Origin of the sequence: Rathayibacter iranicus NCPPB 2253 = VKM Ac-1602, assembly GCF_003149025.1 — a bacterium.
Classification (GTDB): domain Bacteria; phylum Actinomycetota; class Actinomycetes; order Actinomycetales; family Microbacteriaceae; genus Rathayibacter; species Rathayibacter iranicus.
In genome coordinates, this window is record NZ_QGDV01000007.1 from 121,903 (window position 1) to 133,959 (window position 12,057).

The following is a 12,057-nucleotide window of genomic DNA, read 5'->3' on the forward strand; positions in this document are numbered from 1 at the left end:
TGGCATGAACGTTCTTGCATTCTTCTACAGGTGTCGATCTCTCAGGTGTCGATCTCTACTCTCTCCAGGCGAGTGGGTAGCCGCCAGAGTGGGCGAATCGAGACGTCACGTCAGCGTAGGTCTCTCTTCGCCCACTCCGTGGGCTACTCGGTCAGGCGATCCTCCGCATCACAGAGGGGCGATCTCGTAGTCGTGATCGAGCTGAGAGAGGAGTTCATCGATCGGCAGATACTGCATGAGGCTCGTGTACGGCGGGTTTCCCGCTCGTTGCAGGATGCCGTAGAGCTGACCCTGCTGGCCGACGACGGGGCCGCCTGAGTCCCCTTCCACGACGCCCCTGCCTCCCGTGGTGACAGCGATCGTTCCCGAACTGTCCCCCCAATTTCCTGGCCTATCCGTCTCCAACATCCAGTTGCAATTCACGCCACTCTTTCCTCCACTCGTGCAAAAACGCTCATCCGCGCCCGGGACCGCCATGGGCTTCATCGGCACCGCTCGTTCGCCTCCTCGAGTGCTGAGGATGACCCGCCCCACGGCGAGAGGAGCGACCATATTGCCCTGGAAGCAACCATGCTGGCCGTAGCAACCCTTCGGACTCGTGACCTCGGGCGGAACCAGGACGAGTTCCACATCGTCCTTGGCCGACACCCACGACACGACTCCAATCTGGCGGCCATCCAATCCAACGGCGTCGCCGACCCGCGGTGCGCAATGCTTGGCCAGGACGAGATAACGCACCGCCGCCGTGACCGTCGAGACGTGGGCGCCCGCGGTGTTCTTCTTGAGTACGGCACCGACCGTGCAGAACCCCACCTTTGTCTGGATGAGGGTTCCCGCGACGATGGGTGTGCTCTCTCTCACCCCGTCGCGAGCGTGTGCGGGAGTCGCAAAGCCGACGAGCATTGCGACGAGGAGGAGGATGGTCGTCAGGCCGAGAACGGTCTGTGGTTGACGAGTGGACGGATGTTCTTTCCTTGAGTGCATTGATTCACCTTCCGTACGAGCGGATGTGTCAGGAGCCGGCCGAGTGGATACCCGGCCGTGGCTGACGCTAGACACCGTCTTCCCGAATTACCATCTCAGCGCCATGAAGGTTCTTGCATACTTCACCGGAGGTGAACGAGGACGTTACGGTGGAGCGATGTCGTAGGCATAGTCGGTCTGCGACATAAGGGTCGCGATCGGCAGATACTGCATAAGATTGACAAGGGCCCCAGTACCGAACCGTTGTATGATGCCATACAACTCCCCCTCGGATCCGATCACAGGACCACCGGAGTCACCAGCCTCGACTCCGACTGCATTGGTCGACCGGGCCATTTGCCCTCCGTCGTCTCCCCAACTCCACGGCCTTTCTCTTTCCGATACCCAGTTGCAGTTGACTTTGCTGATCGCCCCGCTCGTGCAAAAACGCTCATCGCCGCCCGGAATGGCCATGTACCTCATCGGGATGGCTCGTTCGCGTCCGTGGACAGCCATCACGACCCTCCCGACTGCGCGAGGGGCGATGACGCTGCCCACAATGCACCCGTGGGAGCCAAAGCAGCCTTCCGGACTCGTCACTTCAGGCGGAACTTGAACGAGTTCCACATCGTCCGTGCGGGAGACCCAGGTGACGATACCGACCGGTCGACGTCCCAACCCGAGCTCAGTACCGACCTCCGGCGCACAGTGCTTGGCGAGAGCGAGATATCGGAACCCCGCCGTGTAGGTGGAGACATTGGCGTCCCATCCGCTCCTCTTGAGTACAGCGCCAACCGTGCAGAACGTCCCACTGACCGTCCACAGGACGGATCCCGCGACGAGGGGGATTTGGGTCCGCAGTTGCTCGTCAGCATCAACGGGCGTCGTCACACTGATCAGCGTGGCGAGCACCAGGAGGAAACCTGCCAGGCGGAGCGAGAGACTTCGGCAAAGAGCAGGACATGTCATCGGAATCACCTTCTGTGCACAGGTGATCAGCAGCGCGCCACGGTTGGAGAGAAAGCTCACTGCCGATCGAGTGGAGTGAGGTCCTGAGAGCGACGAAGAAGCGGACGACGGCAACCTTCAAGGACCGATCGAGTGCGTACCCGACCGGCGAGGACGTTATCGGACTCGCTTCTGCGTACTCATCCCGGTGACATGAGCGTTCGGTCAGTGTTCTACAGGTGTTGCTTAGCTGAGTGAACGTCGCTCCACGCCGAGAGGACTCCGTAGTAGATCCACGAAGGTGAGCCCGTCAGCCCGCCGGCGCGATAACAAAGTTGGGGCCGATCTGAGCGAAGAGTTGTTCGACCGGAAGGTACTGCATGACGTTCACGTATTCGTGTAGTCCCGCCCTCTGGATGATGCCGTATAGCCGCCCGTCCTCACCAATGACAGGGCCCCCGGAATCACCAGGAATGATCCCCTGAGCGTTTGTCGAGCGAGCCATGACGCCCGTATTGTCGCCCCAGTCCGATGGCCTGTTGTGCTCCGACACCCAGTTGCAGTTCACTCCGGTCTCCTGCCCGCTAGTACAAAAACGCTCTCCCCACGCCGGGCTCCCAGCGGGCTTCATGGGAAGCGGTCGTTCACCGCCGCGAGTGCTCATGATGACCCGCCCCACCGCACGCGGCTCCACCGCACTTCCGGCAATGCACGATGTGACAGAGCCGAAGCAGGCTCGAGGCGTGGGGGACGTGTACGGCGGGATCACGGCGAGTTCAACGTCATCGGTGGGAGACATCCACACGACGGAGCCTACATTTTCGAAGTTGAGGCCGACATTCGCGTTAATGGACGAAGCGCAGTGCTTGGCCAAGACGACGTAGCGCGTCGCCGCCACGTACTGCGAGACCAGAGAACCCGGCCCGATCCTCCTGAGCACTGCGCCCACCGTGCAGTAGCTCCCGTCGGGCATCGTCAGGGCGGTTCCCGCGACAATGGGAAAGCGGGTTCGAAGGTTGTTCTGTGCGTGTGCAGGAGCCGCGGACCCGACGAGTGCGGCGACCATCAGGAGGATACTCATCACGCCGAGAGCTTTCCGCCGTCTGTGCATGGGATGTGGGAACTTCATTGATTCACCTCGTGTAAAAGGGTGCCGGCCGGTGCGCCGTGGGTAAGGAGAGTCGCACCAGTCGTCATCCTGAGTAATATCCCGATTGTCAGCATCGCGCTCGGGCGCACGAGAGGACTTCTCGAAGAGGATCCGAGCGAATACCCGGTCGGCGACGACAGTAGCCCGACTCTTTTACCGCCATCATCCCGATGGCATGAGCGTTCTCGCACTTTTCTACGAGTGTCGGTGCTTTTCATAAGTCCCCCTTTGGGGGCATAGTCAGACCCTTTTGGGGCACGAAAGAACTCCCGCGCGCTCAGGACCTCATGGACTCAGCGAAGAGGCTCGCGAGTTACCGAGTGATCGTGGGCGACGCGGCGAGGGCGCGACACGTGGCGATCACCGCGACGATCACCGCGCCCGTCTCCGTCAGCACGGCCGCCGCGGCCGACATCGCCGCCCACACGGCGAACGGGCCGGAGCCGGTGGCGTCCACCGCGGTGAACTCGGCGCGGACGAGGGTGAACGTTCCGACGAACAGCCACGCACCAACCAGCGCGAGGACGCAGCTGACCCAGGGCAAGCGCTCCGACCCCATGCGAATCGTGACGAAAGCTGCCCCGCGGTCGAGAACAACCACGATGAGGACGGCGGCGAGCACCGCGCCGATCACGGCGAGTTCCGGCGCCGCGCCCGCGTTCCCTCCGACAACTGCGCCCAGCTCGATCAGCGGCAAGACAAGAGCGACCCGTGCAGCCCAGCGGCACCACCCCAGAGAAGACGATGCAGACACGGGTCCTCCTTCATTCGGCCAATTCCCCAGATTGCCCACCCCGCCACCGCTAGGACAACCACCGCAAGGCCGACCCGCGTCAACCTTCCGAACGACGCTCCGAACGCCACTCCCGAACGCCGCGAGATGCCAGTTGGGTACGCGACACGCCGATGAACGCGTGCCCAACCGGCATCTCGCGGCGGGGAGAAAGGGGTAGGGGGCAGCGTTAGCGGCGCGGGGTCAGGGTGTGAAGGAGTGTGGGGAGTTCGACGTCTGTCCACCTGGAGGGGGAGGGATCGCGGAGGGCAAGGGGGCGCCACGGGCGGAGCCTGCGGAGGCGCTGCACACGGCGGAGGTCACGGCGGAGACCGGCAGCGTCGTGGTAGCCCGAGAGGCGCGCAATGCGGCTGAGTTCGGCCGAGCCGGCGGCCTTCGCCAGAAGCAATTCGGCAAGTTCGAGGCGGCGCGACGCGAGGTGCGCCGCCACGGGCAACCCGTAAAAACGGCGGAACCGGCGACGGAGTACGGCGGGCGCGATCTTTAACTCCCTGCCGAGGCGACTGATCGTGAATCCCCGGTCGACGTAACGCTCGTTCACCAGGGCGGCGACGGCCATCGCCAGGACATCGTGTCGACGGCTGGTCGACCGAACCGGCCGTGTGTCAGCCGCGCTCCGCAGGAATCTCATGCTGAGGAGACGGTTCGCAGCAACCCTGTGTCACGGTGTGGCGCGGTCCGCGCGAGGTCTGACGCGGGCGTTTCGTCATCGCCGTCGGCGCTCGTTCGGCGCCGCCCCGGTGTCCGGTCGCCGATCTTCGTCACCGCCCGCCGTAGCGCGCGGACGTCGCGGAAACCGGAAAGCCGGGCGATCTCCGTCTGGGTGAACGAGGAGCCCTCCGCGTTCCGGGCCAGATAGGTCCGCGCAATCCGCACGCGCTCGGCCGTGAGCGAGGCTTTGGCGGTGGAGCCCGCCTGCGCGAACACGTGGCGCAGGTTGCGCGGCGAGGTGCTGATCGCCGCGGCGAGCAATTCGACGTCGAAGTCCGGATCCGTTGCTTTCGCTGCGATCATCCGCATGGCACTGCGGTGGAGGGCGCTCGACGCAGTCATGAGCCAGGGCGACGTGGTCTCGAGCGCCTGGAGGAGGAGCGCGGTCATCAGGTGCCGCACCCCCGTCGCGAAGTCTGAGAATCCAGCGTCTTGCACGCTCATTCCTGAGTTCAACGCGGCGTTCGAGGTAGCGGCGACGGCATCGCGGTATTCCTTCGCTGGCGCGACGAAGATCTTGCCCGCGGCGAGCTCGTCGCGGGCGGCCCGCGGGAGGACGTCGAGGTCGTAGTCGAGTTCGTAGCGAGCGGTCGGCGAGGTGGAGGTGAACCGGAAGGAGTGTTCGCCTCCTGGGAGGACCGCCACGTCTCCCGCGCCGAGTTCTGCCGGCTGATCCCAGGAGTCCGATTCGATCGTCGCAGTTCCCTCTATCTGGAGCAGCACAAGGGCATTCAAGGCGTGGCGGGTGACCCGGTAGGAGGCGCCGGTGTGCCAGACGCGGGCCATACGGAGGTCGGGGAGAACGATTTCGTCGGCGACGAGACGGACCTCGGGTTCGTCATCGCTGCTCTCGACCATATTTCGGTCGGCAAGCCAGCTCAGCGCCTCCGGACCGCGAAGGGAGTATTTGTATCGTGGCGTCTCAGTGGGCATGGACTTTCCTTTCTTGTCGATGTTTGGTAACGACGATTGCTCGACCGTGTGGAAGGTCGACTGCCGTGATTGGTTCTGCTTACACCTTGACGACGGAGGCCTGTCAAATACATATTTCGGCAATGACATGGGCGTTTTGCGGCGATTGACGGCTGCGTTCGCGTAAATCAAAGTTGTCGACAAAACGTCGTCGCAGAAGCCTCTAAGAAAGGCGGATATTCGCACATTGCGAATAGCTCACGGAATATGGAGAACTCTCCGGACACCTCCAGATGGCGCGAATTGCCGGAAAGTGAAGACGTCTTTGCGCCAGAACGTCGCGGGAACCATCGCCGTGGCATATAAACGGCCAGCAGGAGCGTGCTCTCGGTCGCCGTTCGGGCGACTTCCGAGACACCGCGGACAGCGGATCAGCACCACGACGGTGGTCGGTGCCTCCACGCCCACGGCCGGAGGCACATACGGCGGCGATCATCTTCGACGGCGGAGGGTCCCAGCGGAGACCTCAGCAGCGACCGAAAGCGTCTACTCTCGGCGCTCGGCGAGTCCATTCCTCAGGTATTGGTCATCGCCTCGAATACCGAACACGAGACCATCTCCGTCCGATTCTCCCCGTCGCTCCGTTGTCCCGAGGACATTCCCTCAGACGCAATCGAAAGCGCACCGTCCGAGCGGCCCCGCATGTCACAGGGCCGCCGTCGCGACTCCTCCCGACGTCCCTCCTGCGCTCACCGAGGATTATTGGGCAGAGGCAATACGCGTCGCGAACCGGGCCGCAGTATCCCCTTCTCCTTGACGCCCGTCGGCATTCCGGCTCGATTCCGCGACGCGTCGAATGTGGTGCGCTCGGTGGAGTGAGAGAAGTTCCCCGGATGCCGGCTCGCCTAGTGCCCGGAATGCATCTCGCAATGCGCGCGAAGAGGGGAAGCCGGCGCGACGCGCGACGTCGTCTATTCCCAGTCCCCGGTGCGTCTCGAGGATCTGGCGGGCAACACGGGTCCGCTCACGGCGGATGGCTTGCCGCGGAGTGAGCGCCCGTTCGGCGAAGGCAACCTGGAGCCAGCGCGGCGTCATCCGCTGGGTTGCCGCGAGGGCTGCGACATCGAAGGAGGGGTCGGTGCAGGAGCGGCGGATCTCCTCGAGCGCGCGGTCCACGATCGAGTCGGACGGCGGCTCGTTCGCCTCGACCAGCACCGCGGCGACCAGGTTCTCGAGCGCCGCGCGGGTGAAGGACCAGGTCGTGTCGCGGCGCTCCCCACGGGAAGCGAGCGTCGCATTCGCGAGAGAGAGCAGCCACGGGAGGGAGTCGAGGTCGGGACCGAGCCAGTGCAACCCGTCGGCCACCGAGACGCCGTAGCGCCGAGAGAAGGATTCGCTCACCCGCAACTCGATCGAGCCGACCGAGTTCTCGACCTCGACCGTCGTCGCCCCGTCGAGCGTGTCGATAAAGCCCTCCCCCTTGCCCACCTCGATCGACGTCGCTACTCGCGTAACCCGGATCCGCCCCTCCACAACCAAACTGATCGCACTCCCACCGCCGCCGGCTCGCCGGGTGAGAGCGGAGGCGTCGTGCCAGAGCCGCGCGACCGCGAAAGTGCGGCCCCGGATGACGTCGCCGCCCGCCCGCATCCGCGGCGACTCACTCGTCACGTCATAGCCGAGGCCCGCCATCCACTGCATCGCGGGCTCCCCCTGCACGGCAACGCGACGGTCAACCGACTCGGCCTCTCCTGGATTACGCAGCACTCGGTACCCCTGTCCTCAGGACGCCCGATCGGCCGCGCGCCACCTCGATCACGCCCCATCGTGGCGAGGGATGCAGGGGGTGGACGCCAACGCGAAGTCGTGGCGACGTCGATCCGAACGCGGCCGGGCGGCCGGGCCTGCTTGGGGGTCACGTTTTCGCGGCCTGGCAGTCCTTTCGACCCATAGCGGCAGACGCGCCAGCGCTTTCCGGCCGATATTCGGGCCTGAGAGTGCTTCGGGCGGGGAGCACTGGCAACACTGCCTCTTGTCCGTACACACCGATAGAAAGTTCGAGCATCACATGCCGAAGAAGACCCGCGACGTCATCGTCGCTTCGTCCGACTGGACCGTTCCCTCCGCCGACGGCGTTCACCGCCGCACGATCGTGAAGGGCGCAGCCTGGACCGTTCCGGTTGTGGCCGTTGCGATGGCTACGCCGGCTGCTGCCGCGTCGGAAGCATTTGTCTGCCCCACCGTGCCGGCCTCTTCCGGGTGGACGAAGCCAGTCACTAGTGGTACCTCAACTGGCCCGGGAGTCTATGAGTGGTCGACCGACGGCACTGAGTGGCAAAACACGAAGGATTCGACAAAAGCAGATTCCTTCAGCTACTACATTGAGTTCTCCTTCAAGGGCGTTGCCGGCCATAGCTATACCTTCAACTGGTCGGCTTACGCAAGTGGCGCTAGGAATACTGCCAACTACGCCGCCTACGACGTTACAATCGGCGGAAATCAGGTTTACACGGCATCGACAGACGGCAACTACGGAGGGGGTGCTTCATTCATCGACCCCAACACGAAGGCTCGGGTCTCCGCGTCGAAGACGTTCACGCCGACGACTGACGGCACCTACACATTCCGTTACACGGTCCGTCTTTCACAGCTGGCGAGCACGCAAGACGCGAACCACGATGTCTGGATCAAGATGCCGACACTGACCTGCTCCTAAAGCCTCTCGCGGGTGCGCCTTATCTGTATATCGGCGCGCACCCGGTGAGCTCGTCGTCTCTGATCTCGCCCTGGCCGGCCGCGGCAGCTTTCTAGCTGTACCATATAGGCTGGTTTGTTGATGTGTGACGTCTCGCCGTCGTCGGCAAAACGAGATGAGGACCTCCCGGTTCAGGGTGGAGCTGCCACGGCTTCGATTCTGGCCAGGAGGTCCTCGCGTCCCACGCGTACAAGTCTTACCCTGCCGCGGCTGCATGTAGCTAGCGTGCTACTGATCAAGTCTTTGAGATTAGTGAGCGGGCTCCAAAATGCAAGTGACTGTCACAAGTGGACGTTCGGGAGTTCCCGCGTCTTGGCAAATTCCTTTTCGGTGATCGCGGTGAAATCGAACCCTTTCGGGTAGGACTCGCGGATAAACCCATTCGTGTTCTCGTTCGTCCCTCTGCTGCCAGCACGAAGGCGGATCGAGGAGATTGACTTAGCATCCGGTCGCCACGGTGAGTTGGCGATGTAAGGCTATTTCTGTTCCTTGAGGTTTATTCAGGACGGTTGATTAGTAGACGGTCGATGCGCGCGGCATAACTAAAAATGGCGGTTCTTCTTGGAGGATTAGTCCACCAAAGAAAACCGCCACGGATGTACCATACGACAGGTTTCACGACGACGGAAATAACGAAACTGTGTGCGCTGGTCGCGCCGCACGTCTCGAGCCGGAAACGAACGACGGAACGGAAGTCAGCCCTGAGCTTCTTCCGATCCGTCGCAATAACTCTCGCTTATCTTCGGCGCAATCATGTTCAGCACGAGTTAGCGGAAATGTTTGGTGCTTCACAAGCGACAATTTCCCGCATCATCGCGGCGTTCGTTCCTGCGCTAACGGCCGCGCTGGCCGACTGGGTCCCGGCTGTTTATGATTTCGACTCGAACGGCCAGTACATCTGCTGGTCCTGGCAGAACCGCCCAGAACTGTACTCCGGGAAACACAAGAGAACCGGCGTCATCGTGCAGGTCGCGCGCACTCTCGGTGGTCAACTGGCCTGGGTCTCCGATCCGCTGCCCGACAGCGTCCACGACGCGAAAGCGCTCCAAGAGTCCGGGTTCCTCGACACGGGGAACGGCGAGCCACGCCATTTTGAAAACCGAGGCTACAACAGGACTCGGAATGATCACCCCCAAAAGAAACCCGTCGGCCACGAACTAACCGACGAGGTGCCCGGACAGGGCGTGCAACGGCACATTTGCCGCGTCGTTGGACACACTCACTGCGACCCGGATCAGGGCGGCCGGCTCGGTTGGTTCGACTGGGCGTCGCCAGACATGCATATTCCGGCCGTGTTGGCGCTATTTCGGCAACTACCTGCAAAGGAAGACCAGCGGCGATGAAACGTTACAACTCGTACTCGCTACAGCGAAGGCTCGAGAACGCGCACGAAGACGATCAACGCCTTCGCTTTCAGCGTCTCTTCCAACTGGACCATCCGCCCTAACGACGGCCTCCATCACCACGCGATCATCGCGACCTCCGCCAGAGCTAGGGCCTGTAGCGCCCTCGGTGGCGTTCAGGGGTCCGTTTTCAACGCCGCTGGGACCTCTTTCACAATGAGACCAGGCAGAGCACCACCTGGCATCCACAGTCCATTCGCGTATTTTATGACATTTTTGGAAGTCTCGGGGCACTTTTCGGCTAATAAGCCAGGTACGCCAACGCGAACCCACTTCGACTTCGACGCGAACAGGATCGGGATCCCGGCCCCACTCGAGACCGGCCCGGCAGACACTTTCGGCAGTCAGATAGACAATTACCGAAAGTTGAGCATCCATGACCAAGAAGACCCGCGACCTCATCGTCACGACATCCGACTGGACCATCCCCTCCGAAGACGGCCTCCACCGCCGCACGATCGTGAAGGGCGCCGCCTGGACCGTCCCCGTCGTCGCCGTCGCGATGGCCACCCCCGCCGCCGCAGCGTCGAACCCAGTGGCGTGCCCCACCGTGCCGCCCGCCTCGGCATGGGCCCTCTCCTCGACCCAGGGCAACATTCAAGCTGGAACCGGAGCGCCGACCCGCAACGGATCGAAGGGCAACGAATGGTTCGACTACATCGAACCCGCGACGAACACGGGTAATGCCGGATCGACCTTCACCACAAACATCACGGTCACACCAGGACAGGTCCTGACCTTCAGCTTCTCCGCGGCGGCATCCCGCGGTACGGGCGGGAACCAGGCTCCGACGGCGGCCATCTACTCGTTCGGAGTCCTCGCGAACAATTCGCTCAGCGAGCTGATCTCCAGCACGAGTCAGGACGGAAGCACTCCGAACTCTCCCTCCAACAATCCGTTCACCGTGTACACGCAGAGGACCGCCAGCTACACCGTCCCGGCAGGAGTAACCAGCATTCAGCTCCAGATGAAGTTCTCCCACAACGGAGTAACGGACAATCAGGTCAGCGACGAGTTGGGGGTGACGGCACCGACTGTCACCTGCGGCTGAGCGAGGTGACGAGTGGCTGCACAACGCGGTCGCCCAGCCTGATCGAGGCGCACCGCATCGACTGCGAGACACTCGCCAGGCGTTTCTCCGGGTGACGGCAACTGCGCCGCCTCTCGGAAGGACGGAGGAGGTCGGAGCCCTGGCTCCGACCTCCTCCGTCTCTGGGGTGTGTTCACGAGACGAGGGCTCGAGATCGTCACGCTGCCGCTTGACTCCACGTTCTTTAACGGCAGCCCCATCCCGGCACAGCGCTCGTGCCGACCGCCGCCGGGCAGATGGCCTCACGCGGGATCCTTTTCCCTCCGCGAGGAGAACCATATATTTATGGTAAACAGACTCGGTGTGAATCTCTGTATGGCCATTTTCAGAAGTTGATCCCGCGAAATACAGCGGTTGAAGCGGTCGTCAGTCGCGAGATGACAGCCCTCCGGGCACATCCCGGCCGCAGTTGTCGCCTTTTGCAGAACACTGTCACTCGTGTCCGCATGGCTCGCGGGCCTAAGCTGGCGAAACTTTGTTGCAATTTCTGTACCCAGAAGGCGAAGAAACCCGTGCTTACCCACTCACCCGAATCTCCCCTGCCCTCGTCCGCCTACACGTCACCGCCGGGGACCGTCATCCCAAGGACACGACCTTGACACCGGCGGTGTGGACCACCCCGGTGATCTCAAAAATCACCTTCGCGCCTGCCATCGCCTCGTCAAGCCAGCCCCTGCTGGCCTTCACGCAGGCGGAGTACCGCGGCACCGCCTGTACGACGTCCCGCGGGTACAGCTCCGCCGCTTGTCTGACGGGTGCACTCCCGTCCAAGGCGCGCTCATCACCGTTACTCTCGCCGGCGGCTACACCTTCGTCACCGGCTCGACCACCTGCTCGGCGACGACCGATGCCCGGGGACTGGTCACCCTCCCGTGCATCGTGGTGCCCGTGATGGGCGGAGCCGGCTGCATCATCGGATGGAGCGACGGGATGTCGGTCTCGGCGCGCGTGTGCACACCGGCACCGACGGCGAAGCCCGGCTAATAGGCACTGCGAGGGCCCGGAGTTCCGCCCGGGAGGGGAGCCACGGCTACCGCAGGATGGCTGTGCAGGATCCTGCTTATGAAGACGGCTGGGCACGGCCGTCTGCATGGAGAAGCTCCCGGGCTGCCCGTCTCCGCTCCTCCTGGGCTCGGGACCTGTTCGTAACCGAGGCTGGATGCGGTCAGCGGCGGCTTTTTAGGTCTTTTCGCGGCATCTGACCTCGGTAATGAACAGCCCGAGGGCAGAGCCGTTCCTAATTCAGGATGGATTCGATGTGGGGCCTCGAGATCCGCGTGATCTCGGGGCGCCGGCGACGTTCATCCTTCGTTGGGAACACAATCGATGCCG

General features: G+C 63.1%; 11 protein-coding genes. 4 read left to right on the forward strand and 7 right to left on the reverse strand.

What is annotated here, in order from left to right; translation table 11 throughout:
- Nucleotides 1-168: 168 nt before the first annotated feature.
- The 7 genes from B0H03_RS09395 to B0H03_RS09430 form a co-directional block, all read right to left on the reverse strand.
- Nucleotides 169-984 carry a chymotrypsin family serine protease gene (locus tag B0H03_RS09395; RefSeq protein ID WP_104265866.1) on the reverse strand — a complete coding sequence of 272 codons (816 nt, stop codon included), beginning with the start codon at nucleotides 982-984 and terminating at the stop codon, nucleotides 169-171.
- Between the two features lie 144 nt (nucleotides 985-1,128).
- The gene (locus B0H03_RS09400) at nucleotides 1,129-1,992 is read right to left on the reverse strand and encodes a chymotrypsin family serine protease (protein ID WP_104265865.1); all 864 of its coding nucleotides are present in this window, start codon (nucleotides 1,990-1,992) and stop codon (nucleotides 1,129-1,131) included.
- 229 nt (nucleotides 1,993-2,221) lie between these two features.
- The gene (locus B0H03_RS09405; RefSeq protein ID WP_104354385.1) at nucleotides 2,222-2,995 is read right to left on the reverse strand and encodes a chymotrypsin family serine protease; all 774 of its coding nucleotides are present in this window, start codon (nucleotides 2,993-2,995) and stop codon (nucleotides 2,222-2,224) included.
- A gap of 379 nt (nucleotides 2,996-3,374) precedes the next feature.
- Entirely contained in the window at nucleotides 3,375-3,815 is a 441-nt protein-coding gene (locus B0H03_RS09410) for a hypothetical protein (protein ID WP_104265863.1), read from the reverse strand.
- 208 nt (nucleotides 3,816-4,023) lie between these two features.
- The gene (locus B0H03_RS09415) at nucleotides 4,024-4,413 is read right to left on the reverse strand and encodes a helix-turn-helix domain-containing protein (protein ID WP_104354026.1); all 390 of its coding nucleotides are present in this window, start codon (nucleotides 4,411-4,413) and stop codon (nucleotides 4,024-4,026) included.
- A 68-nt stretch (nucleotides 4,414-4,481) separates the two neighbouring features.
- Nucleotides 4,482-5,498: a helix-turn-helix domain-containing protein gene (locus B0H03_RS16210; protein WP_127844023.1), complete on the reverse strand. Its 1,017-nt coding sequence runs from the start codon at nucleotides 5,496-5,498 to the stop codon at nucleotides 4,482-4,484.
- 738 nt (nucleotides 5,499-6,236) lie between these two features.
- Nucleotides 6,237-7,244, reverse strand: coding sequence for a helix-turn-helix domain-containing protein (locus B0H03_RS09430; RefSeq protein WP_104265856.1), 1,008 nt, complete (start codon nucleotides 7,242-7,244; stop codon nucleotides 6,237-6,239).
- Nucleotides 7,245-7,545: 301 nt separating this feature from the next.
- Between B0H03_RS09430 and B0H03_RS09435 the strand changes: the two genes are divergently transcribed.
- The 4 genes from B0H03_RS09435 to B0H03_RS09450 all read left to right on the forward strand — a co-directional run bounded on the left by B0H03_RS09435 (nucleotide 7,546) and on the right by B0H03_RS09450 (nucleotide 11,709).
- A complete protein-coding gene (locus B0H03_RS09435) occupies nucleotides 7,546-8,193 on the forward strand; it encodes a hypothetical protein (protein WP_104265855.1) in 648 nt (215 codons plus the stop codon).
- A 635-nt stretch (nucleotides 8,194-8,828) separates the two neighbouring features.
- Complete coding sequence (locus tag B0H03_RS09440) at nucleotides 8,829-9,575, forward strand: transposase family protein (protein WP_160487308.1); 747 nt, start codon at nucleotides 8,829-8,831, stop codon at nucleotides 9,573-9,575.
- Between the two features lie 436 nt (nucleotides 9,576-10,011).
- On the forward strand, nucleotides 10,012-10,686 hold the full coding sequence (locus B0H03_RS09445) for a hypothetical protein (RefSeq protein ID WP_104265853.1): 675 nt from the start codon (nucleotides 10,012-10,014) through the stop codon (nucleotides 10,684-10,686).
- Between the two features lie 783 nt (nucleotides 10,687-11,469).
- Entirely contained in the window at nucleotides 11,470-11,709 is a 240-nt protein-coding gene (locus tag B0H03_RS09450) for a hypothetical protein (RefSeq protein WP_109714871.1), read from the forward strand.
- Nucleotides 11,710-12,057: the final 348 nt, after the last annotated feature.